This is a genomic window from Streptomyces sp. NBC_00989 (genome assembly GCF_045162655.1).
In the GTDB taxonomy this organism is placed as follows: Bacteria; Actinomycetota; Actinomycetes; order Streptomycetales; family Streptomycetaceae; genus Streptomyces.
The window spans coordinates 10,435,689-10,458,174 of sequence record NZ_CP108728.1; the positions used below are offsets into that span (position 1 = coordinate 10,435,689).

The following is a 22,486-nucleotide window of genomic DNA, read 5'->3' on the forward strand; positions in this document are numbered from 1 at the left end:
TCGGGACCCGCCGCGCGCCACCGTGCCGAGCTCTCGGGCTCAACCCGCTGCGGCAGGCAGTGTGAACTCGTAGATCAGGGCGTCCTGTTGGGACTCCACCACCAGGTCGGTGATCTCCAGCGGGCGCGCGTACTGGTCGTGCACGCGGCGGGTCACGCGCACCGAGGGCGCGTCGGCGGCCTGGGTGATGGCGTCCCGGTGGTGCAGGGTCAGGCCGGCCCGGCGCATCCAGTCGTAGGCGCGCCGGAGTTGGGCGGCGGCGGAGCCGTCGGCGCGGTCGCGGTAGCGGGCCAGTTCCTCGACCTCGGCCAGCGCCACCGCCGAGAAGGACGTGACCGCCGTACGCAGTCCGCTGCCGTCGGCCGCCGCGGACGCGTAGCGGTGGACGAGGGTCGGCCGGTGCGGGGCGATGCCCAGGGCCTCGGCGTGGTCGGGCGGGGGAGTCTCCCAGGTCACGGTGGCCCGGTCGAAGCCGGTCGGGTCCGTGCTGCGGGCGCCGACCGGGAAGGTGAGGGAGGAAGGGGTCTCGACGGGCTGTCCCGCCAGGGTGGCGTGGCTGCCGCGCCGGTCGGTGGCGACCAGGCCGTCCCTGCGCAGCACCTCCAGCGCCTGTCTTACGGTCTCCCGGCTGACCTGGAAGTGCTCGGCCAACTGCCGTTCGCCGGGCAGGCGTTCGCCGGGCGGGATGGTGCCGCCGTGGAGTTCGCCGAGCAGTTGGGTGGCGACCCTCCCGTAGAGGGGCTGGTCGTCGGCGGTCGGGTGGTCGTGGGGGGTGGTGCGGGCCATGCCGCGCCTCCTGTTGGTGACAAGACTGAGGGCAGAACTGGTGACGAAACGTAGCCGTGCGGGCTCGTTGCGCGACCAGATCTAGCATTGGTCTAAACCACCAGGGAAGAGCGGCAGGCCAGTTAGGCCGAAACCGACCCGCGCCGGTCACCCCTCACAGGGCGTCCTGCACGGCCGCGATCAGGGTCATCTTCCGTGGGTCGTCGGCGATATGAGGCCCCATCCGGTTCATCACGTACCCCATCGACACCCCCGCCTCCGGGTCGGCCAGACCGAAGGAGCCACCGAAGCCGTCGTGTCCGAAAGCCTTCGGGTTACGGCCGTACGATCCGTTCGGGCCGCTGAGCCACAGGCCGAGCCCGACCTCCGTGTCGTGCGCGAAGCCCGCGCCGAGCACCAGGTCGCGGCAGCTGCCCTGCCCCTCGCGCACCCGCTCGGCCGCCTCGGGGGAGAGGACGCGGTGGCCGCCGTAGGTTCCGCGCCCGGCGAAGACGCCGTAGAGCGCCGCCACGGCGCGTGCCGTGCCGTGGCCGTTCGCGGCCGGGATCTCCGCGGCGCGCCACTCGGGGGTGTTGGCCTCGGCCGCGCCCGCGACCGGGTTGGTCAGCGCGGCGATCGCGGCGGGCGCCAACTGGCTGAAGATCGCGGCCTGTTCGCTCGCCGACGCGACGGGCGGATGCACCAGCTCGGCCGCCCGGCCCGCCTCCTTCTCCGGCAGCCCGATGGTGAAGTCGATCCCGAGCGGGCCGGTGACCTCACGCTCCAGGAAGGCGCTCGGGAGCAACCCCGAGACGCGGCGCACCACTTCGCCGACGAGGAAGCCGTAGGTGATCGCGTGGTACCCGGACCGTGTCCCCGGCTCCCACCAGGGCTCCGTGGCCGCGAGGCGTTCGGTCGTCAACTCCCAGTCGTAGAGCTGCGCGAGGGAGTGCGGCTCGCGCAGGCCTGCCAGTCCGGCGCGGTGGGAGAGCAGGTGTCGTACGAGGACGTTCTCCTTGCCCGCGGCGGCGAACTCCGGCCAGTACGTGGCCACCGGGGCGTCGAGGTCGAGCAGACCCCGGTCGGCGAGGATGTGGGCGCACAGGGCCACCGGGCCTTTCGTCGTCGACCACACATTGACCAGCGTGTCCTGCTCCCAGGGGCGCGTCCGTGCCGCGTCGGCCCAGCCGCCCCAGAGGTCGACGACGGTCTCGCCGCCGACCGTGACGGTCAGCGCGGCGCCCAGTTCGTCCCGGTCCCGGAAGTTCTCCTCGAACGCCGTGCGCACCGCCGTGAAGCGGGGGTCGCAGTGGCCGTCGACGGCTGGCTGGTGCTCGGACATGGGGCCTCCGTGGTGTGCCGGACGTCCGGGCCGCGACGCTGCGGACCGGACGTCTTGAACATACCGACTGGTCGGACTGGGCGGAAGGTGTCGTACGTTCAGTTGAGGAACAGCTCGCCGGCCGGTTCCCGGTGGCCGGCCTCCGTGTGCCAGTAGTCGCGGGTCTCCACGGCCAGCCCCTTGCCGTCGAAGCGCACGAAGACACAGCCGGCCAGCGTGGACGGCTCGCCGTCCTCCTCGGCCAGCACCCTGAACTCCGCCACGGCGACACCGTGTTGGCCGACGACCGGCGCCGAGAACCGCACATCGCTCACCTGCTCCGCCGCGAACGACCAGCGCAGATACGCGGCCAACTCGGCCCGCCCCCGGTGCGGTTCGCGGAACGGCATCGAGCGGTGGACGCAGTCCTCGGCGTACAACTCCAGCAGTGCGTCCACGTCGTGCTCGGCCCAGGCCCGCGCCCAGACCCGCACGAACCGTTCGGCGGCCTCACTCGTGGCGCTGTCCATGGGGGCACCTTCCGACGGGGGACTCAGACGTACGACCGCAGCCAGTCCACCTTCACGGCCTCCTGGTAAGGGCCGCCGCCCTCATGGTCGTTGAAGTCGTACACCTCGATCTTCTTGTCCTCGTGCGCCCACGCGTTGAACGCGGCGAACACCGTGGACGGCGGGCAGGTCTGGTCCTCCAGGGCCGTCGAGAAGAGCGCCGGAGCGCGGCCCCGGGAGGCGAAGTGGACGCCGTCGAAGTACGAGAGCGTGCGCAGGACGTCGTCGGTGCGGCCGCGATGGGTCTTGAGGTAGTTGCCGATCTCCCGGTACGGGTCGCGGTCCGTGAGGACGGCGGCGCGCGGGTAGTCGCACAGGAACGGCACGTCCGGCGCGATCCCCGCCAGATCGCCGACCAGCCCGCCGACGGCGAGGGTGATGCCGCCGCCCTGGCTCGCACCGAGGGCCACCGTGCGCGCGGGATCGACCAGGGGGTGCGAACGGGCCGCCTCGACGGCCCGCACGCCGTCCGTGAACACCCGCCGGTAGTAGTAGTTCTCGGGGGCGTCGATGCCCCGGGTCATGAAGCCGGGGTACGCGGGCGCGCCGCCCACCGGGTCCGGGGTGCCACCGCCGCCGCCCCACGCACTGCCCTGCCCGCGCGTGTCCATGATGAAGTGCGCGCGGCCCGTCGACGCCCACAGCAGGTTCTCGTGGGGGAGGCCACGCCCGCCGCCGTAACCCACGAACTCCACGACCAGCGGCAGTGGTTGGGCCGCGTCGGCCGGCAGTCGCAGCCAGCCCTTCACCGGGTGACCGCCGAACCCGGCGAACGTCACGTCGTACACCTGCACCGTGGACAGTCCCGTGTCGACCGGTTCGAAGCGGGCGTCCAGATCGTGCTCGCGGGTCTCCTGGAGGGTCTTGGACCAGAAGGCGTCGAAGTCCTCGGGCTCGGTGGAATCGCTGCGGTACGCGCGGAGTTCGTCGAGCGGAAGGTCGAACAGGGCCATCGATGACCGCCTTTGCGAAGGGTGAGTGCGGATGATCACACCGTACGTGTGACATCGGAGGACTCGCCAGGCTCCTGCGGTGCCCCGCGCCTACCATGTCGGCATGTCGTCTGCCGTGGATCTGCTGGTCAAGGACGCCGAACTGCTCGTCGTGGACGGTGAGCGGGAGATCCCGGGCGGCTGGGTCGCCGTCACGGGTGGTCGGGTCACCGCCGTCGGCCCGCCGGGGGCCGAACCTGACGCCACTACGACCCTCTCGGCGACCGGGCGGCTCGTCACCCCCGGCCTGATCAACACGCACCACCACATCTACCAGAACCTCACCCGCTCCTACGCCCCCGCCGTCAACGGCACCCTCTTCGACTGGCTGACCACGCTCTACCCGCTGTGGGCCGGCCTCGACGAGGAGGCCGCCTACGTGTCCGCGTACGTCGGTATGGCGGAACTCCTCATGGGCGGCTGCACCACATCCTCCGACCACCTCTATGTGCATCCACGCCCCTACCTGGTCGACGCCGAGATCCGCGCCGCCCGTGACATCGGCTTCCGCTTCCACGCGACCCGCGGCTCGATGACCCGGTCCGTCGAGGACGGGGGACTGCCGCCGAGAAGCGTCACGCAGAGCACCGACGAGGTACTCGCCGACAGCGAGCGGCTGATCAAGGCCCACCACGACCCGGAACCGGGCGCGCTGATCCGGGTCGCGCTCGCCCCCTGCTCACCGTTCTCGGTCACCAAGGACGTGATGACGGCGACCGCGGAACTCGCCGAGCGGTACGACGTACGCCTGCACACGCACCTCGCCGAGGACCGCGACGAGGACACCTACTGCCTGGAGACCTACGGCTGCCGGCCCGTCGAGTACTTCGAGGACACCGGGTGGATGAGCGACCGCACCTGGGTCGCGCACTGCATCTACCCCAACGACGACGAACTGCGCCGCCTCGCCGCCGCGGGCGTGGGCGTGGCGCACTGCCCCAGCTCCAACATGCTCATCGGGGGCGGCACGGCGCGGGTGAGGGAGATGCGTGAGCTGGGGCTGCCGGTGGGGATCGGCTGCGACGGCTCGGCGTCCACCGATCACGCCTCGTTGTGGATGGAGACGCGGGGTGCGCTGTTGCTCGGGCGGTATCGGGGCGGACCGGCGGCGATGACCGCGCGGGACGCCCTCGACATCGCTACCCGGGGTTCGGCGCGGTGTCTGGGGCGGGCCGATGAGCTGGGGCATCTGCGGCCGGGGGCGTGTGCCGACCTGGTCGTCTGGGATCTGCACGAGGTCGCGCTGGCGGGGGCTCTGAGTGATCCCGTCGAGGCGTGGCTGCGGTGTGGGCCCGCTCGGGCGTGGACGACCGTCGTGGGCGGACGGGTGCTCGTGGAGCGGGGCGAGCCGGTACTGGCGGCGCTGGGGGATGTGCTTCGGGACCATGGGCGGGTTGCTCGGCGGATGCAGCAGGGGGTGTAGCGGGGAGGGGCAGGAGCTGAGAGTGGGGTGCGGTGGGGGTGGCTCAACTGGCTGGTAGCTGTGGGGTGTTGAGGCGCGGTGGCGGCCGGTTGGTCACGCCCGTCGTCGAGTCCACTGTGGTTCCGTGAGCGCCCAGTCCCGTTCCCATTCGGCCAACCGGTGTCGCAGGGAGACCCGTTGGCTCACTGTCCGCGCGAGGAGGGCCAGGCCGATCACTGCGGCCGCCGACCACATGCCGACGGTCAACGTGTGCTGCCAGACGGCCACTTCACCCGGGGGCGGGGCGACACCGCGGCCCTTGGCGTCGAGCCAGACGTCCACCACGTCACCTCGTCCCGTGTCCGCGGGGACCGCGACCGTGGTCGTACGCGAGCCCTTGCCCGGCTCCGTCCAGCGCACCGCCACCGGGAAGCTGCGCGGGCGGTTCCCCTCGACCGAGGGGAGTTGGGCGGGCGGGTTGCCGATCACCTTCGCATGGACGCGGTGTCGGTCGGCGCGCTGGGTCGCGGCGATGGTCCGGGCCTGGTCGTGGGCCCACAGGCCCGCGGCGGCGCCGGCCAGGGGCGCGCCGACGAACAGCAGGAGGGTGACGGCCAGCGCCGTCCACGCCTCCACGACATCCGACCGGCGCCGCAGCGGATTCTGCCGCCGGCGTCGGCTCCGTACCCGGGTCCGCATGTCGACCTCCTCGCCGTCACCGGAGCCGAGGAACCGGACCCACCCCTGCCGGGGCCGGGCCACCGCTCCCTCGACGCCGTGCACGCATGCGAGCGTCCACACACCTGTGGTACCCCCTACGAGGCACTTCGCTCAACCGGAGCGGAGCGGATCAGAGTCGAATGGATCGGATCGAATCGGATCGGAGTGGATTGGAGCGGAGCGGATGGATGGATCGGTCGGCAAGCCCCGTGTAGCTGGCTGGCTGGCTGTCGCCGGGCGGGGCCGGGCCGGGCCGCGGCGCGCCTCAGCCGAACCGTTCGATGCGGATACGGTCCACCGGCTGGCCCGCGTCGACCAGCAGCCGCGAGGCATGCTCGGCGAAGCCGTTGGAGCCGCACACATAGGCCTCCCACCCACCAGCGGGCTGCTCGGCCAGGAGTGGAGCCACATGTGCGGCGGCCATACGTCCCACCGGCACACCCTCCGGCGCACTGCGCGTGAACACGGCCGTGGTCTCCGCGCCGTACTCCCGCGCGTAGATCAACTCCTCCGGACTGCGCGCCGACACCACCAGCCGCAGCGGCACGGACAGGCCCCGCGCCCGGTGCTGCCGGAGCATCGACATCAGCGGTACGACCCCGGAACCGGCGCCCAGCAGCAGCGCGGGCCGGTCGCCGGGCCAGGCGAAGAAGCCGCTCAGCGGGCCGCGCACCTCGACCTCGTCACCGGGCTCGGCCACCGTGTGGAACCAGCCCGACACCTCGCCGCCCTCGACGTGGTCCAGGGTCAGCTCCACATGGCCGGCGTCGTCCGGGTCCGAGGCGATCGAGTAGTGGCGCTGCGCCACATAGCCGTCCTCGGCGCGCAGCCGCAGCATCAGGTGCTGGCCGGGGAGATGTCCGGCCCAGTCGGGCACCGCGAACCGGAACGTGGCGGCGTGCGGGGTCTCCCGGCGGATCTCGGTGAGTGTGGCGGTCTGCCACACGGCGGCGGCGCGGTTGCTCACGGCGATGCGTCCCGGCACCGCGAACTTGGTGGCGGGCGCGAAGGTGTCAGTCACCGGAGTACCGCTGTTCCTCCCAGGGGTTGCCCCGGGCGTGATAGCCGTTCTGCTCCCAGAAGCCGGGCTCGTCGTGGTCGAGGAGACGCAGGCCCGCGATCCACTTGGCGCTCTTCCAGAAGTACAGGTGCGGCACCAGCAGCCGGGCGGGGCCGCCGTGCTCGGCGGGCAGCGGCTTGCCGTCGTACTCCCAGGCGATCCAGGCGCGACCGCCGGTCACGTCGGAGAGCGGGAGGTTCGTGGTGTATCCGGTGTGCGAGTACGCAACCACATGTGTGGCGGACACATGGGGCCGCACCACATCGAAGAACGCGTCCAGCGAGACGCCCCCGAACCGCACCCCGAACTTCGACCAGCTCGTCACACAGTGGATGTCACCCTCGTAGGCCGACGAAGGCAGTTCGTGGGCCTGCGTCCAGTCCCAGGTGTGCGGCTCCGCCACGAGTCCGTCGACGCGGAACGTCCAGTCGGCCGGTGCCAGGTCGGGTGTGACCTCGGCGGACAGGACGGGCCAGTCGTCGCCGGCGTCGTACTGACCGGGCGGCAGGCCGGCGTCGGGGACACGGGGGCGTCCGGTGAAGCCTCGGGTGACGTGCATACGGGTGGAGCCTCCAGGCCGTTCCGACGCGGGTCCGCCGGGCGAGCGTGATCAGTGGTTTCTCGTTTCAACGGTACGCGTCCACGAGGTATGCCCAGGTCCGAGGGTGACCGCCGATCATTGCGGCCGTATGAACTCTCCCCGCGCGAGGGAATAGCCGTCGGGGGATCGACCTTGGTCTTCAGTGCGGCTCGGGCGGCGGCTTGAGTGCGGACAGCCGGTGGTCGTGCTGGTGTTGTGACCACATGTGGCCCGGTGTGGCGCCATGTGACCACACATGACCACAGGTGGTCCGGTGACTGCGAAGGAGAGTGAGGGAGCAGATGCCGAAGGCGTACGTCTTCACGCGTTATGGGGGACCCGAGACCGAGGCGCTCGTCGAGGTCGAGCAGCCCAGCCCCGGCTCCGGTGAGGTCCTCGTCGCGGTGCGCGCGGCCGGGGTGAACCCCGTGGACTGGAAGCAGCGCACCGGCTACCGCCGACCCGGCGAGACCGGGTCACGCGCGTTCCCCGCGGTCTTCGGTCAGGAGGTCTCCGGGGTGGTGCGGGAGATCGGTGCCGGAGTCGACGGATTCGACGTCGGCGACGAGGTGTTCGGCAGCACGGTGGCCGGCGGATACGCCGAGTACGCCCTGCTGCCCGCCACGGTCACCGCGCACAAGCCCGCCGAGCTGTCCTTCCGCGACGCGGCCACCCTGCCCGTCGCCGCCGCGACCGCGTACGACGGCATCCGCCAGCTCGACCTGCCCGCCGGCGCGACCGTGCTGATCACCGGCGCGGGCGGCGGCGTGGGCTCCGCGGCCCTGCAGATCGCCCGCGCGCTCGGGCTGCGCGCCGTGGGCGTGGCGAGCGGGGGCAAGAAGGACTTCGTCGAGTCGCTTGGCGCGGTCCACGTCCCGTCCGGCCCTGAACTGGCCGCGCGGGTACGGGCCGTGGCGCCGGACGGCATCGACGGCGCGTACGACCTCGTCGGCGGCGAGGTGCTGGAGGAGGCCGCCGCCCTCCTCTCCGACCCCACGAAACTCATCACCGCCGGCGCCCCCGCCCCCGAGGTCGAGAAGCTCGGCGGCGCCCGGGTCGAACGCGCCCGCAACTCCGCCGTGCTCGACGCGCTCGCGGAGCTCGTGGTCGCGGGCAAGCTGGACCCGCACGTGACGCGGACCTTCCCGCTCGACCAGGCCGGCGAGGCCCTGCGCACCGTAGAGGACGGCCACGCCCGCGGCAAGATCGTGATCGAGGTCGCCGCATGAGCACGTCCGACGAACGTGTCCTCGACAACCCCGCCCGCGCCGCCCTCACCGGCCCGCACGCCCACTTCGCCGAGCGACGCGGCCGGATCCTGCGCTACCCGGTCGACGTGACCCCGTGGCTGGCCCTGCCCGACGAACCCGACGCCGACGACTGGGCGGACGTCGCCGCGCTCTCCGGCCCCGGCACCGAGATCCCGCTCCTCGGCTTCAGAGGCCGGGTTCCGGACGGCTGGGAGGTCACCTTCGACATCGACGGCGTACAGATGGTGGACGACGGGCTGGCCGCCGCGCCAGACCCGGAGGCGATCGTCCTCGGCCCGGCCGACGTCCCCGAGATGCTCGACCTGGTGGAACGGACCAAGCCGGGCCCCTTCCTGCCCCGCACCGTCGAACTCGGCACCTACCTGGGCATCCGCCGCGACGGCGCGCTCGTCGCCATGGCCGGTGAGCGCCTGCACCCGCCCGGCTGGACCGAGATCAGCGCGGTCTGCACCGATCCCGTCGCCCGCGGTGAGGGCCTCGCGAGCCGCCTCATCCTGGCCGTCGCGCACGGCATCCGCGGACGCGGCGAGACCCCGTTCCTGCACACCGGCGCGGGCAACACCACCGCCATACGGCTGTACGAGTCCCTGGGCTTCCGCCTGCGCCGGACCACCGCATTCCTCGCGGCACGGGCGCCGGAGCACCTCACGCAGGCGCGGTCCGTAGGGGTGTCGTAGAACCGATGTCGTAGTGCTGATGTCGTAGTGCTGACGTCGTAGAACCGAAAGGCTGGTGGCCCCTCAGTCGTCGTCCGACGCGTCGCCCGGCCACGCGTTGTAGCGCTCCAGATAGCCGGCGAACCGGGTCAGGTCCTCCTCCGGCCAGCCCGCGAGCCGCTCCCGGAAGGCGGCCTGGCGGTTCTCGGTGACCTGCGCGAGGATCCGGCGGCCGGCGGCGGTGAGGTGCAGGACCTGGACGCGGTGGTCCTCGGGGTCGAGGCGGCGCTCGATGAGGTCGGCGCGTTCCAGGGCGGCGACCTGGCGGCTGACCGTGGACTTGTCGAGGGCGTAGTGCGCGGCCAGGTCGGTGGCACGGCAGCCGTCGCGCTCCTCCAGGTGGCTGAGCAGGGTGTACGACACCAGCGACAGCTCGGGGTGGAGGCGGCCGGCCGAGGCGCGGGCGCGCCGGGCGAAGATCGTCATCTCGCGCTGGATGGTCTCCACGGCCTGGTCCGCTCGCACTGGAATCTCCCTCGATCACCTGGTTGTTGCAGAGTACAACTCAGGGAGGGAGTCGGCCCCTCGCGGGCCTGGTGGTTCGGGTACTGTTGCTCACCGGTCGCGGACATTCCCGACCCTGAACTCCCGGGAGGTGAGACCCATTACCGCTGTGTCAGGCCGGGTGCTCTCACCTCAGGACAGCTCGGATCACCGGTAGTAGGTGACCGCGAGAGCGCCCTTCGGCTACCTCCCGAAAGGCTCTCGGCTCTCATGCCTCCTTTTTCCCCGCTTTCCCCCGCCTCCGTCGTCAGCGCGCTCCGCGCCGCGGGCTGTGTCTTCGCCGAGGACGAGGCGCGACTGATCCTCTCCGCCGCGCGCACCCCCGACGAACTCGCCGCCATGGTGGACCGTCGGGTCGCGGGCCTGCCCCTCGAACACGTCGTCGGCTGGGCCGAGTTCGGAGGTCTGCGCATCACCGTGGAACCCGGCGTCTTCGTGCCCCGCCGCCGTACCGAGTTCCTCGTCGAACAGGCCCTCGCGCACGCCCCGGACGCGTCCGTCGTCGTGGACCTGTGCTGCGGTACCGGTGCGGTCGGCGCCGCGCTGGCCGCCGCCCTCGGCCGGGTCGAACTGCACGCCGCCGACATCGACCCCGCCGCCACGCGCTGCGCCGGCGGCAATGTCGCCGCCTACGGCGGACACGTCCACACCGGCGACCTGTACGCGGCGCTGCCCGACGCGTTGCGCGGCCGCGTCGACATCCTCGCGGCCAATGTGCCGTACGTCCCCACCGACGAGGTCGGTCTGCTCCCCGCCGAGGCCCGCGAGCACGAACCCCTGGTCGCCCTCGACGGCGGCACCGACGGCCTCGACATACTCCGCGAGGTCGCCACCGGCGCACCCGACTGGCTCGCCCCCGACGGCTGCCTCCTCGTCGAGGCGAGTGAGCGTCAACTCCCGTCAGCGATCGAGGCGTTCACGCGCGCTGGACTGGAGACGCGGTCGGCCTACTCCGAGGAGTTGTACGCGAATGTTGTGATCGGGGTGAGGGGGGCGGGGGCGGTCAGGTCGTAGGGCCCCTGCCGGGCGGGGTGGGGGCGGGGCTCGGGCTGTGGTTGCCGATTCCTTAGGGTCTGGGGCCACGTCTGCTCGGCCCGTCACGTCCGGCGCGCGCGTCGTTGTGGTCGAAGGTGCCGGTGTCGGTCAGGTCGTAGCGTCGCTGCCGGACGGACTCGGGACGGCGCTCGGGCCGCCGTTGCCGCGTCCCCAGGGGCCGGGGCCTCGGTCGCCTGGTCCGCCTCGTCCGTCGCTTGGGCCCTTGTGGTCGAAGGTGCCGGTGAAGGCTCGGTCGGCGGTGCGGGTGTCGGTGTCGGAGCGGGTGCCGGTCAGGGAGGCTGTGTCGCCCTTCTTGAGGGCGGCGCCCTTGGCCGTGGCGTCGGAGCCTACGGTCCAGGTCCATGAGGTGCCGTCGTCGCTCTTGACGGTGACCTGGTCGCCGTCGACCTTCGTGACCGTTCCGCGCTGCCAGATCCGTACGACCCACTTGCCCGTGGCGTTGTCCTTGACCGTCGCCTCGCCGTGCACGGCCGCGCCGCCGAGCCCGAAGCCCCCACCGCCCCCGTGCCGGAAGCCGGGTCCACCGGGCGACGGTGTTCCCGACGGGGACCCGGCGGCGGCCGGTACGGCGTCGCTGCCCGAACTCCCCGAGGTCGCCGCGTAGGCGACGGTCCCGCCGAGTGCCAGCACAGCCACGGTGGCCACGGCGATCACCGCCCGGGACCGCCTCGACCGCTGCCGCCACAACCGGTCGATACCCCGGTCGCGCTCCGCGCCGCCGGGTCCCGTGAGCACCTCCCACTCGGGCGCGTGGTCGGGCATCGGAGGTGTCGCCGCGTTGTCGCCGGCGTCGTGCTCAGGATCGTGCGTCACGGCTCGCTCCCTAGGCCACGCGCGCGGCATCCCACCGGCACGCCTGTCTGTGATTCTCCGGGGCGGGCGATAAAGAAGCAGTAATAAGTCCCTGTGAATCGGGGGGAGGGGGAAGGCCGTTGGCCCCGAGGCAGGTCGCGTGCGGCGAGCGAAGTCACGTCCCTCGGCACCGGGGGCGGTCACGTGCGGCGACCGCGCCGCTCCGCCCTCTCCCGCCCTCGATTGTGCAACTAGTTGCATAAAGGCCTCCCCGTCCTCTACAAAAGAGGCACGACACCGCGCACGGAGGCCCCGATGAGCCGTTACCCGCACCTGCTGAACCCGCTCGACCTGGGCTTCACCACGCTGCCCAACCGCGTCCTCATGGGCTCCATGCACATAGGCCTGGAGGAAGCCGAGCGCGGTTTCGAGCGCATGGCGGAGTTCTACGCGGCACGCGCGCGTGGCGGAGTCGGCCTGATCGTCACCGGCGGCATCGCGCCCAACGAGGCCGGCCGGCCCTACGAGGGCGGCGCCAAACTGACCACCGACGCCGAGGCCGAACAGCACGCCGAGATCACCGCCGCCGTGCACCGCGAAGGCGGGCGGATCGCGATGCAGATCCTGCACTTCGGGCGGTACGCCTACCACCAGGACCTCGTCGCGCCGAGCGCCGTGCAGGCGCCGATCAGCCCCTTCCCGCCCCGCGCGCTCACCGACGACGAGGTCGAGCAGACCGTCGAGGACTACGCCCGCGCGGCCCGCCTCGCCCGCCAGGCCGGGTACGACGGCGTCGAGATCATGGGCTCCGAGGGCTACCTCATCAACGAGTTCATCGCCGCGCAGACCAACCACCGCGACGACCGCTGGGGCGGCTCGTACGAGAACCGGACGCGCTTCCCGGTCGAGATCGTGCGCCGGGTGCGCGAGGCGGTCGGCGAGGACTTCATCATCGTCTACCGGCTGTCGATGCTGGACCTCGTGCCGGGCGGCTCCACGCTCGACGAAGTCATCAGTCTCGCCAAGGCGGTTGAGGCAGCCGGGGCGACCATCATCAACACCGGCATCGGCTGGCACGAGGCCCGCATCCCGACCATCGCGACCTCGGTGCCGCGCGGGGCGTACACCTGGGTGACCAGGAAACTGATGGGCGCGGTCTCCATCCCGCTCGTCACCACCAACCGCATCAACACCCCTGAGCTGGCAGAGCAGTTGCTCGCCGACGGATACGCCGACATGGTGTCGATGGCCCGCCCGATGCTCGCCGACCCGGACTTCGTGGCCAAGGCCGCGGCCGACCGTTCCGACGCCATCAACACCTGCATCGGCTGCAACCAGGCCTGCCTCGACCACACCTTCAGCGGCAAGATCACCTCCTGCCTGGTCAACCCGCGCGCCTGCCACGAGACCGAACTCGTCCTCGCCCCAACCCGGTTGCGCAAACGCGTCGCGGTGGTGGGCGCGGGTCCGGCAGGTCTGGCGTGCGCGGTCTCGGCCGCCGAACGCGGTCACGAGGTGACGTTGTACGACGCCGCGAGCGAGATCGGCGGACAGCTCAATGTCGCCCGACAGATCCCCGGCAAGCAGGAGTTCGACGAGACGCTGCGCTACTTCCGCACGCAGCTCGACGAGCACGCAGTGGCCGTACGCCTCAACACCCCTGTGACCTCTGGTGACTTGGCGGAGTACGACGAGGTCGTCGTCGCCACCGGCGTCACCCCGCGCACCCCCGACATCCCCGGCGTCGACCACCCCAGCGTCGTCGGTTACCTCGACGTCCTGCGCGACCGCGTCCCCGTCGGCGACCGCGTCGCGATCCTCGGCGCGGGCGGCATCGGCTTCGACGTCGCCGAGTTCCTCACGGACGGCGGCGACAAGGCGAGCGAGGACCCGGCGACGTACTTCCGCGCCTGGGGCGTCGACATGGACTACGCGGCCCCCGGCGGCCTCACCGCACCCGAGCGGCCCGCCCCGCCGCGCAGCGTCCACCTCCTCCAGCGCAAGGCGACCAAGGTCGGCGCCGGACTCGGCAAGACCACCGGCTGGATCCACCGCACCGAACTCAAGCACCGGGGCGTCACCATGGTCCCGGGCGTCCAGTACGACTTGATCGACGACGCCGGACTCCACGTCACCGTCGACGGCCGCAGCACCGTCCTGGAAGTCGACACGGTCGTCCTGTGCACCGGCCAGGACCCGCGCCGCGGCCTCTACGACGAGTTGACCGCCGCCGGCCGCAGCGTGCACCTCATCGGCGGTGCCGACGTGGCCGCCGAACTGGACGCCAAGCGCGCCATCAAGCAGGGCACCGAGGTCGCGGCCGCCCTCTGAACCCCGGGGCCCGTCCCTAGGATGACCTCCATGTCACTCCCGCACGCGATCCTCACCGCCCTTCTGGAGAAGCCGTCCTCGGGTCTCGAACTGACCCGGCGCTTCGACCGGTCGATCGGTTACTTCTGGTCGGCGACGCACCAGCAGATCTATCGCGAGCTGGGAAAACTGGAGGCCGAGGGCCAGATCAGGGCGCTCGCGTCCGAGCAGCCGGCCCGCGGCCAGAAGAAGCGCTACGAGGTCCTGCCCGCGGGCCGTGCCGAACTGGCCCGCTGGACCGCGTCCTCCCAGGACCCCAAGCCGCTGCGCGACACGATGCTGCTGCGCCTGCGCGCGGCGGCGGTCGTGGGCACGGACGGCATCGAGGCCGACCTGCGCCGCCATCTCACCCTGCACCAGCGGCAGCTGGCGGAGTACGAGGAGATCGAGAAGCGCGACTTCCCGCCCGGCCGGGACAGCCCCCAGGACCGGCTCCAGCACCTCGTGCTGCGCGCCGGCATCGACCTGGAGACCTTCTGGACGCAGTGGCTCACGCACGCGATCGAGGAGTTCGCCGAGCTGCCGTAGAGGGTGGGGGGCGAGTCGCCGTAGGACATGGGGGAGGGGCCGCCGGTGGGGCGGCCCCTCCTGAGTACGGACGGACGGTCGGAGATGGACGGACGGTCGGTCAGAGGCGGTACGGCTTCGCGCGCCTGCGGAGGAACCAGGCCGTCGCGATGACGCCGACCCCCACCAGGCCGCCGCCCGCCGCCAGGGTGAGCGGGCCGTAGTCCTTGGTCGCCCCGCCGAGGCCGCCCATGACGCCGCGTGTGGGCGAGGCCGTGGCCGTGGGGGTCGTGGACCGGGACACGATCACGGACTGGGTGCCCGCGGGCGTGCTGGCGTTCTGGCACATGACGATGATGGTGTAGGTGCCCGGGGTGACGTTGGTCCAGGCGGTGGACTGGCTGACGGTCGTCCCCGCCAGGGTCGCCTTGCGGCCCTCGGCGAAGCTCCCCTGACTGCTGGTGATGAGCGAGCCGGTGCCCCAGACGCCGGTGGTGCGGTTCTGGGAGCACGCGCTGGTCGTGACCGAGACCGTGGTCCCGGTCGTGCTCACGGAGATCCCCGACGCCGCGCCGGCGGTTCCGGCGGTCAGGGCGAGGGGAAGAGTGGCGGCGGCTGTCACGGTCAGGCCGGAGCGGAGTAGTAGCTGAAAAGTGCGCATGGGACTGCCCTCCGGCGGCACGGTTGGCGGAACATCCCTTGCGCCGCCGGGATCGGGAAACGGCCGTGCTGCCTCCAAGGAAGCCAACGCGTACCCGGCCCGTCCCGCATGCGGACGGGGACCGGGCAGGTGACGGATTCCTTCGTCCGGCTCAGGGGTGATGCGCGGTCAGGGGCGGGGGTGAGGGGTGAGGGGTGAAGAAGGCTGAGGGGTGAGGGCAGGGTCCTGGGTCGGACCGCGTGCGGGTTCACCAGGTGGGTGACGCGCGGAGCCGTCGCTTCCCTACGGGCGTGATGTGCGGGTTGCCCGGCGGGCCTGGGCACCGGGGGGGGCAGGGTGCCGGGTGAGATGCGAGGTGTTGATCGGCGGCTCCTCGGGCGCCAGGAGCGGGACCAGCGCGCCGGACGCCAGCCAGTGCAGGCACGGACAGGGGGAGCACGGTGATCGCGGCCTGCCCGCCGAGCCCCTCGGCCGCGACCCGCCCGGGCCCGACGCGCTCCGCCCACGCGGGCGAGGCGACGACCCCCAACTGTGCTTACAGCGACCGGATTTGGGTGGTCGCCGTCGACTGTGACAGCCCGAGCGCCAGCCCCGCCGCCATGAGCTGAGTCCTACGGTTCTCTATGGGTCCCTAAGGATCTTTATGGCCCGGCATCGCCCGTCGTCACCGTCCGCTCCGCCGAGAACCCACCCCACGTACCGTCCGGCAACCGCGCCCTGAGCCGCACCCGATGGCTGACCCCGGCATCCCCGCCGGCGTAGAAGCTGTACTTCGCGTGGTCGCGTGGTGCGGTCCCGCCCCAGACCAGTGAGGTGGCCGGTTTCCCGTCGAGGTGGATCTGGTACTCCGTGACGACCCCGTCCGTGCGCGGCGGTACCCAGGACAGGTCGATGTAGTACGCCCCGTCGTCGCCCCGGTGCGTGGTCGCGCGGAAGTCGGTGGGGGCGGTGCCGCTCCCGTCGTCGCTGCCGGGCGCGGTGGTGAGCGGGACGGCCGTGCTCGCGGGCGAGAGGTTGTCGGCGGCGTCGCGGGCTCGCACGGTGAAGGAGTAGCGCGTGCTCGGCCGTAGCCCCGTGACCACGGTCGCGGTCTGGGCTCCGCCCACACTGTGGATCTTCGCCCCGCCCTGATAGATGTCGTACGACACCACACCCCGGTTGTCCGTCGAGCCGCCCCAGGACAGTTGGACGGCTCGGCTGCCGATGACGCGGCCCTGCGGGGTGCGTGGACGGGTGGGCGCCGAGCGGTCGTCCGCGACGGCGACCGGTGTCCGCGCCCGGACCGTCCGGCTGCGCGGACCCAGGCGGCCGTCGGTGTCCCGGGCCCGCACGGTGAACGAGTACAGGGTGGCGGGTCGGAGCCTGGTGACATCCACCATGTGCTCGGAGCCTGCTACTTCCTTCACCTTTGTGGTGCCCCGATATATCTCGTAGGTGTGGACGCCCGGGTTCGCCGTCACCGCGTCCCACATGACGTGCACGCTGGTCGCGCTCCCCGCCGCGGCCGTGACGCCGGCCGGGGCGCCGGGGGCGTGGCCGTCCCCTTCCTCGCTCATGCCGCAGGACGCGAGCAACAGGAACGCGACGCACACCAGTGCCGTACGGGGGAGAGCGAGGGCGGCACGGGAGAGAGCGGAGGTGGCACGGACGCGTCGCACGATTCTGCCTCCCCGGCATCACGCGGGCACCACACGATGGAAAAGGTCCGGACCAATATGACCCGGGTGGGGCGACCGCATCAAGAGGGGCGCCGTTGCCGACCGGTCACGAGGGTTACGTATGCTGAAGTCCTCACGGCTGAACTCGCCCCTGCGAGAGGGCAGTTCATGCCGGTGGCGCGGACCGCTGTCGTCGCTGATCCCGCGCCGGCGCGGGCGGCCGGGTGGCCGGAGCCGACACGGGCTCGGGTCCCCGGCCCCCGTCGGGAGTGACCTGGGCTCAGGGCCGCCCCGGCCTCCTTCAGGAGTGACACGGACTCAGGGCTTCTGCCTCCTTCAGGAGTGGTACGGACTCGGACTCGGAGCCCTCTGCTCCCTTCGGGAGTTCGCGGCGTGCACCGTCCGGCCCCCTACCGGTGGCCGCCTGATCGGACCGGTACCAGGGTGGGCTGGGTGTCCGTCAGATCCCCCAGGAGAGGGCCCTCTATCGTGCGTGTCCAGACGCTGACGCTGGCCGCGGCCGGCGCCGCCCTGCTCGCCCCGACCACGCTGCCCGCCGCGCCCGTCGCCCTCGCCCGCCCCCTGGCGGGGCCGGCGGCGCTGCGTGAAGGTGACGTCCGCGCCGCCGACCTGCTGGCCAAGGTGCGTGACTGCGCACCCGTCTCGCGCGGCCGGTACCGCAGCGACGACGGGGAGCGCGCGACGATCCCGGTCTGTGGCACCAAGGAGGCCGTGTACTGGAAGGCCGACCTGGACATCGACTGCGACGGCCGGGCCGGCGCGCACTGCAACGCGCGCACCGACCCGCTCTTCTCCTCCATGACGGCGTATCAGCAGTCCGACGGCCGCTATCTGGACGCCGAACGGCTCCCGTACATCGTGGTCCCCGCCGCGAGCGCCCTCTGGAACCACCGCGACCACGGCATCGGCGGCGGCTCGGTCGCCGCCGTCGTCTACCGGGACCGGGTGCAGTACGCCGTCGTAGGAGACGTCGGACCGCACGACATCATCGGCGAGGCGTCGTATGCCACGGCCAAGGGGCTGGGCATCCGCACCGACCCGCGCGGCGGCGGGACGGACACCGGGGTCACCTACATCGTGTTCAAGGACTCGCAGGTGAAGCCCATCGAGGATCATGCGGCGGCCGTAGAGACGGGGCAGCGGCTGGCGCGGCTCTTCGTGCAGGGCGCTGCCGAGCGTCCAGGGTCGTAGGGCGCGGCCTGTCGACCTTGCCGAGCACTCCGGGGCGGGTCGTCAGACCGCCGACCAGCCGTCGTCGACCGGCAGGATCACGCCGTTGATGTTGCTCGCCGCGTCCGAGGCGAGGAACACGATGGCGGCGGCCTGCTCCTCGGGCTGCGCCAGGCGGCCGACATTGACGAAGTGCGGGCCGAGCGCCGCCGGGCCGAGGGCCTCCCGGTCGGCCTCCACGGAGATGTTGGTCGCCGTGCCGCCCGGGGCGATGGCGTTGGCCCGGATGCCCTGCTTGCGGTACATGACGGCGAGGCTCTTGGTCAGGCCCACCACCCCGTGCTTCGAGGCCGTGTAGGCGGCGCCGGCCGCACCGCCTCGCAGGCCCGCCTCGGAGGCGGTGTTCACGATCGCGCCCCGGCCCGCCGCCAGCATGTGCGGCAGCACGGCCCGGGTGAGCAGGAAGGGCGCGGTCAGGTTGACCCGCATGACCCGCTCCCACTCGGCGTCGGCCACGTCCGCCAGTGCCGACATGCGGTCCATGATCCCCGCGTTGTTCACCAGGACGTCGACCCCGCCGAACCGCTCCACGGCGGTCGCGACCACCTCGTCCACCACCGCCTGCTCGCTCAGGTCACCCGTGACCGCGACGGCGACACCGCCCGCCTGCTCGATCTCCTTGACGACCGCCCCGGCGCCGTCGACGTTCAGATCGGCCACCACGAGCTTGGCACCCTCCGCGGCGAAGGCCAGGGCGGCGGCACGTCCGATGCCCGAGCCCGCTCCGGTGACGATGACGCTGCGTCCGTCGAGTCCAGTGGCCATGAGGTGCTCCTGTCCTTGTGCGAGGGCTCTGCGCCGCCCGGGTTCCTCTCACCATACGACTTAATGTCTTCGAGTGACATAAAGTCATGGGGGAGAATTCCGGGAGGTCACGACCGCAGCCGGAGGGGAACTGATGACCGCACCCAGCGGACGCACGGGACGACCGCCTCTGACCGAGGCACGCAAGACCGAAATCCGCCTGGAGATCGCCCGGGCCGCGGTGGAACTGTTCGTCGCCCAGGGCGTCGCGGCGACCACCGGCGAACAGATCGGCCTGGCGGTCGGCGTCTCCGCGCGCACCGTGTGGCGTTACTTCCCGAGCAAGGAGAGCTGCGTACGACCACTCTTCTCGGCCGGCATCGACGTGATCGCCGCCCGCCTGCGGGAGTGGCGCCCCGGCCACCCCCTCGCGGAACTCTTCGACCCGGCCCTCGCGACCGGCCTCCTCGCAGCCACCGGCCCCGACGGCGCCACCGGCAGCGCCCTGGTACGCCTCACCCGCACGGAACCGGGCCTCCGCGCGATCTGGCTCCAGACGTACGACGAGGCGGAGCCCGCGTTCGCCCGAGCGCTGGCCGACCGGGCGGGGCTACCGGCCGACGACCTCCGCCCCATGATCCAGGCGGCGATGCTCAACGCCGCGTTGCGGGCGGCGGTGGAACGGTTCGCGTGGAGTGCGGGTGGGGGCGAGGCCGTGGCGGATACGGCGACGGATGCGGTGGTGGGGGAGGCCGAGGTGGCGGAGACGTTGCGCTCGGCGCTGACGATCGCGGCGGAAGGGGTCTCTTAGGTGGCGTAGGGGGGTGCGCCTTCGGGGCGGGGCGGAGGCGGGTGCGTCTGCGTCTGCGTCTTGGCCGGGGGGCATGGCGTGCTCGGGCGGCCGGAGTTGCCGGGTGGCGCGCGGCCGGGCGGCTTGGGCTGAGGACTGGGGGGTGAGGGGCTGGGTAGGGCGGCTCGGTCCGATGGCTCGGGCTGGCGGGTTTCGCCGGAGGCGACTGGCCCAAGGCTTCTGCCGACTGCCGACTGCCGACTGCCGACTGCCGACTGCCGACTGCCGACTGCCGACTGCCGCACCGCTCCATCGCCGCGCCGCACGCCCCGCGCTCCCCACCTTCCGCTACGGCCCCCGCCTCACGAACCCTTCGCTACGCCCCCGCCTCACACCTTCCGATAGGTGTACGCGTCCGCAGCCGCCGCCTCCACCGCGTCCAGGTCCGCTCCTGTCGACGCCGTGACGACCGCGGCCACCGCTCCCTCGACGAACGGGGCGTCCACCAGGCGGGTACCGGCCGGGAGTTCGTCGCCTTCGGCGAGCAGGGCCTTCACGGTGAGTACGGCGCTGCCCAGATCGGTGAGGACGGCGACCCCGGCGCCACGGTCGACGGACGCGGCCGCCGCGGCGATGAGTTCGGAACTGGTGCCGAGCCCGCCGCCCTCGGTGCCGCCGGCGGCGGCGAGCGGTACCGAGGTGCCCGAACCGGACAGCCCGCGTGCCAACTCGGCCACGGAGACGGCGACTTCGGCGCTGTGTGACACCAGCACGATGCCCACGAGCTTCTCGTCACTCACCGGTGGCCTCCGAGGTCGCGGCTTCCTGGAGTGCGGCGATCAACAGGGACGAGGACGTGGCGCCGGGGTCCTGATGCCCGATGCTCCGCTCGCCGAGGTAGCTCGCCCGGCCCTTGTGGGCCTGCAAGGGTGTGGTGGCCAGGGCGCCCTCCTCGGCGGCGGTGCGTGCCGCGGCGAAGCCGTTCGGGAGCGCGTCGACCGCCGGGACGAGGGCGTCGATCATGGTCTTGTCGCCGGGCGCGGCACCGCCGAGGGTCATGACCGCGTCGACTCCGGTGCGCAGCGCGACGGCGAACTCCTCCTCGCTCACCTCGGCGGCGTCCCCGAGCGCCTTGCCGGTGCGGCGCAGCAGCGTGCCGTAGAGCGGGCCCGACGCGCCGCCGACCGTCGAGATGAGCGTGCGTCCGGTGAGCATGAGGACGGCGCCCGGGGTGTCCGGCGCCTCCTTCTCCAGGGCGGCTGTCACGGCGGTGAACCCGCGTTGCAGGTTCGCGCCGTGGTCGGCGTCGCCGATGGGGGAGTCGAGGTCGGTGAGCCGCCCGGCCTCGCGGGCGACGGAGGCGGCGGTCGCCGTCATCCAACGGCGGAAGAAGTCGGCGTCGAGCACGGAATCTCCTTGCGTGGTAGGTGAGTTGACCGGGTGCGCCGCCGGGTCACATGCCCCAGCGCAGTCCCGGCGTCTTCACCGGCGCGTCCCACAGCCGCAGCAGTTCCTCGTCGATCTGGCACAGGGTGACCGAGGCACCGGCCATGTCGAGGGACGTGACGTAGTTGCCGACCAGTGTGCGGGCGACGGCGACGCCGCGCTCGGCGAGCACGCGGTGCACCTCGGCGTTGAAGCCGTAGAGCTCCAGGAGCGGGGTCGCGCCCATGCCGTTCACCAGGACCAGGACCGGGTTGCGCGGCGTGATGTCCTCGAGGATCGCGTGGACGGAGAAGTCGGCGATCTCGCCGGAGGTCATCATCGCCCGCCGTTCCCGGCCCGGCTCGCCGTGGATACCGACGCCCAACTCCAGCTCGCCCGGCGGCAGATCGAAGGTGGGGCTGCCCTTGGCCGGGGTGGTGCAGGCGCTGAGCGCGACACCGAAACTGCGCGAGTTCTCGTTGACCTGCCGGGCGATCGCCGCCACCCGGTCCAACGGCTGCCCCTCGGCCGCGGCGGCCCCGGCGATCTTCTCCACGAACAGCGTCGCACCGGTGCCGCGCCGCCCCGCGGTGTACAGGCTGTCGGTGACGGCCACATCGTCATTGACCAGCACCTTGGCTGTCTGGATGCCCTCGTCCTCGGCGAGCTCGGCCGCCATGTCGAAGTTGAGGACGTCCCCCGTGTAGTTCTTCACGATGAACAGCACCCCGGCCCCACTGTCCACAGCGGCCGCGGCCCGCACCATCTGATCGGGCACCGGCGACGTGAACACCTCACCAGGACAGGCCGCCGACAGCATCCCCGGTCCCACGAATCCGCCGTGCAACGGTTCGTGCCCCGATCCCCCACCGGAAATCAGCGCCACCTGCCCGGCCACGGGAGCGTCCCGCCGTACGATCACCCGGTTCTCGATGTCCACGGTCAACTCGGGGTGGGCGGCGGCCATGCCTCGCAGCGCATCCGTGACCACGGTTTCCGCGACGTTGATGAGCATCCTCATCGGTACCTCCTGGCAACGCTAGCAGATGTGCTCTGACCTGCACCTTTGCTGGTCAGAGAGGGGTTGCATCGGTCATCGATCTTGGCAGTTCATGGCGGTCGGACGCGGGTTCTGGCGGGGCTGATGCTGACTTAATGCTGACTTTGATGACGGGGTGTCAGGTCTCTGGAGTTGGTCGGACGGGAGTGGCTGCGGTGCCCCTGCGGCAAGTATCGACCTTGCGGCAGCGAAGGTCACGGGCTGGGACGGTCATGGGGTGCCTGGCTGCCTGGAGCCGCTTACCTCCCTTCGCCGCGCTCCGGGTCGCGCCG

At 72.0% G+C, this 22,486-nt stretch carries 23 protein-coding genes; 8 read left to right on the forward strand and 15 right to left on the reverse strand.

What is annotated here, in order from left to right:
- Positions 1–39 precede the first annotated feature (39 nt).
- The 4 genes from OG714_RS46995 to OG714_RS47010 form a co-directional block, all read right to left on the reverse strand.
- Positions 40–786, reverse strand: coding sequence for a GntR family transcriptional regulator (locus OG714_RS46995; RefSeq protein WP_406130485.1), 747 nt, complete (start codon positions 784–786; stop codon positions 40–42).
- A 154-nt stretch (positions 787–940) separates the two neighbouring features.
- Positions 941–2,107, reverse strand: coding sequence for a serine hydrolase domain-containing protein (locus tag OG714_RS47000; protein ID WP_406130487.1), 1,167 nt, complete (start codon positions 2,105–2,107; stop codon positions 941–943).
- A 98-nt stretch (positions 2,108–2,205) separates the two neighbouring features.
- Positions 2,206–2,616, reverse strand: coding sequence for a nuclear transport factor 2 family protein (locus OG714_RS47005; RefSeq protein WP_406130488.1), 411 nt, complete (start codon positions 2,614–2,616; stop codon positions 2,206–2,208).
- A gap of 23 nt (positions 2,617–2,639) precedes the next feature.
- Positions 2,640–3,608 carry an acetylxylan esterase gene (locus OG714_RS47010; RefSeq protein ID WP_406130490.1) on the reverse strand — a complete coding sequence of 323 codons (969 nt, stop codon included), beginning with the start codon at positions 3,606–3,608 and terminating at the stop codon, positions 2,640–2,642.
- 103 nt (positions 3,609–3,711) lie between these two features.
- Here OG714_RS47010 and OG714_RS47015 point away from each other — a divergent pair, with 103 nt between their 5' ends.
- On the forward strand, positions 3,712–5,070 hold the full coding sequence (locus OG714_RS47015; RefSeq protein WP_406130492.1) for an 8-oxoguanine deaminase: 1,359 nt from the start codon (positions 3,712–3,714) through the stop codon (positions 5,068–5,070).
- Between the two features lie 93 nt (positions 5,071–5,163).
- On the opposite strand, the gene OG714_RS47020 is transcribed toward OG714_RS47015, so the two are convergent.
- From OG714_RS47020 to OG714_RS47030, 3 genes are all read right to left on the reverse strand, one after another.
- Positions 5,164–5,832, reverse strand: coding sequence for a hypothetical protein (locus OG714_RS47020; protein ID WP_406130494.1), 669 nt, complete (start codon positions 5,830–5,832; stop codon positions 5,164–5,166).
- A gap of 202 nt (positions 5,833–6,034) precedes the next feature.
- Positions 6,035–6,790, reverse strand: a complete 756-nt coding sequence (locus OG714_RS47025) for a ferredoxin reductase (RefSeq protein WP_406130495.1) — start codon at positions 6,788–6,790, stop codon at positions 6,035–6,037.
- Complete coding sequence (locus OG714_RS47030; RefSeq protein WP_406130497.1) at positions 6,783–7,388, reverse strand: sulfite oxidase-like oxidoreductase; 606 nt, start codon at positions 7,386–7,388, stop codon at positions 6,783–6,785. Before OG714_RS47030 ends, OG714_RS47025 begins: the two co-directional genes overlap by 8 nt.
- 323 nt (positions 7,389–7,711) lie before the next feature.
- Here OG714_RS47030 and OG714_RS47035 point away from each other — a divergent pair, with 323 nt between their 5' ends.
- Both OG714_RS47035 and OG714_RS47040 read left to right on the forward strand, forming a co-directional pair.
- Entirely contained in the window at positions 7,712–8,638 is a 927-nt protein-coding gene (locus tag OG714_RS47035) for an NADP-dependent oxidoreductase (protein WP_406132180.1), read from the forward strand.
- Entirely contained in the window at positions 8,635–9,357 is a 723-nt protein-coding gene (locus OG714_RS47040) for a GNAT family N-acetyltransferase (RefSeq protein WP_406130499.1), read from the forward strand. The genes OG714_RS47035 and OG714_RS47040 overlap by 4 nt, the downstream gene beginning before the upstream one ends.
- 63 nt (positions 9,358–9,420) lie before the next feature.
- Here the strand turns inward: OG714_RS47040 and OG714_RS47045 are convergent, their stop codons facing one another.
- Positions 9,421–9,822: a MarR family winged helix-turn-helix transcriptional regulator gene (locus OG714_RS47045; protein ID WP_406132182.1), complete on the reverse strand. Its 402-nt coding sequence runs from the start codon at positions 9,820–9,822 to the stop codon at positions 9,421–9,423.
- Between the two features lie 288 nt (positions 9,823–10,110).
- Here OG714_RS47045 and OG714_RS47050 point away from each other — a divergent pair, with 288 nt between their 5' ends.
- Complete coding sequence (locus OG714_RS47050; protein ID WP_406130501.1) at positions 10,111–10,914, forward strand: putative protein N(5)-glutamine methyltransferase; 804 nt, start codon at positions 10,111–10,113, stop codon at positions 10,912–10,914.
- Positions 10,915–11,043: 129 nt separating this feature from the next.
- Here OG714_RS47050 and OG714_RS47055 read toward each other — a convergent pair whose 3' ends face one another.
- Positions 11,044–11,769 (reverse strand): hypothetical protein, encoded by a 726-nt coding sequence (locus tag OG714_RS47055; RefSeq protein WP_406130503.1) that lies wholly within the window; start codon positions 11,767–11,769, stop codon positions 11,044–11,046.
- A 294-nt stretch (positions 11,770–12,063) separates the two neighbouring features.
- Here OG714_RS47055 and OG714_RS47060 point away from each other — a divergent pair, with 294 nt between their 5' ends.
- Entirely contained in the window at positions 12,064–14,079 is a 2,016-nt protein-coding gene (locus OG714_RS47060; protein ID WP_406130505.1) for an FAD-dependent oxidoreductase, read from the forward strand.
- Between the two features lie 30 nt (positions 14,080–14,109).
- Entirely contained in the window at positions 14,110–14,646 is a 537-nt protein-coding gene (locus tag OG714_RS47065) for a PadR family transcriptional regulator (RefSeq protein ID WP_406130507.1), read from the forward strand.
- A gap of 100 nt (positions 14,647–14,746) precedes the next feature.
- On the opposite strand, the gene OG714_RS47070 is transcribed toward OG714_RS47065, so the two are convergent.
- Together OG714_RS47070 and OG714_RS47075 are read right to left on the reverse strand one after the other, a co-directional pair.
- On the reverse strand, positions 14,747–15,286 hold the full coding sequence (locus OG714_RS47070) for a hypothetical protein (protein WP_406130509.1): 540 nt from the start codon (positions 15,284–15,286) through the stop codon (positions 14,747–14,749).
- A gap of 641 nt (positions 15,287–15,927) precedes the next feature.
- Positions 15,928–16,944 (reverse strand): fibronectin type III domain-containing protein, encoded by a 1,017-nt coding sequence (locus OG714_RS47075; protein WP_406130511.1) that lies wholly within the window; start codon positions 16,942–16,944, stop codon positions 15,928–15,930.
- A 489-nt stretch (positions 16,945–17,433) separates the two neighbouring features.
- Here OG714_RS47075 and OG714_RS47080 point away from each other — a divergent pair, with 489 nt between their 5' ends.
- Entirely contained in the window at positions 17,434–18,156 is a 723-nt protein-coding gene (locus OG714_RS47080) for a glycoside hydrolase family 75 protein (protein WP_406130513.1), read from the forward strand.
- A gap of 42 nt (positions 18,157–18,198) precedes the next feature.
- On the opposite strand, the gene OG714_RS47085 is transcribed toward OG714_RS47080, so the two are convergent.
- Positions 18,199–18,960 carry an SDR family NAD(P)-dependent oxidoreductase gene (locus OG714_RS47085; RefSeq protein ID WP_406130514.1) on the reverse strand — a complete coding sequence of 254 codons (762 nt, stop codon included), beginning with the start codon at positions 18,958–18,960 and terminating at the stop codon, positions 18,199–18,201.
- Between the two features lie 133 nt (positions 18,961–19,093).
- On the opposite strand from OG714_RS47085, the gene OG714_RS47090 reads away from it, so the two are divergent.
- Positions 19,094–19,750 (forward strand): TetR/AcrR family transcriptional regulator, encoded by a 657-nt coding sequence (locus tag OG714_RS47090; protein WP_406130516.1) that lies wholly within the window; start codon positions 19,094–19,096, stop codon positions 19,748–19,750.
- A 368-nt stretch (positions 19,751–20,118) separates the two neighbouring features.
- Here OG714_RS47090 and OG714_RS47095 read toward each other — a convergent pair whose 3' ends face one another.
- Genes OG714_RS47095 through dhaK form a run of 3 tightly spaced genes read right to left on the reverse strand, consistent with a single transcriptional unit; the run spans position 20,119 to position 22,175 of the window.
- Positions 20,119–20,529 (reverse strand): PTS-dependent dihydroxyacetone kinase phosphotransferase subunit DhaM, encoded by a 411-nt coding sequence (locus OG714_RS47095; RefSeq protein ID WP_406130518.1) that lies wholly within the window; start codon positions 20,527–20,529, stop codon positions 20,119–20,121.
- Complete coding sequence (gene dhaL, locus OG714_RS47100; protein ID WP_406130520.1) at positions 20,522–21,136, reverse strand: dihydroxyacetone kinase subunit DhaL; 615 nt, start codon at positions 21,134–21,136, stop codon at positions 20,522–20,524. Before dhaL ends, OG714_RS47095 begins: the two co-directional genes overlap by 8 nt.
- A gap of 46 nt (positions 21,137–21,182) precedes the next feature.
- Positions 21,183–22,175 carry a dihydroxyacetone kinase subunit DhaK gene (gene dhaK, locus OG714_RS47105; protein ID WP_406130521.1) on the reverse strand — a complete coding sequence of 331 codons (993 nt, stop codon included), beginning with the start codon at positions 22,173–22,175 and terminating at the stop codon, positions 21,183–21,185.
- Positions 22,176–22,486: the final 311 nt, after the last annotated feature.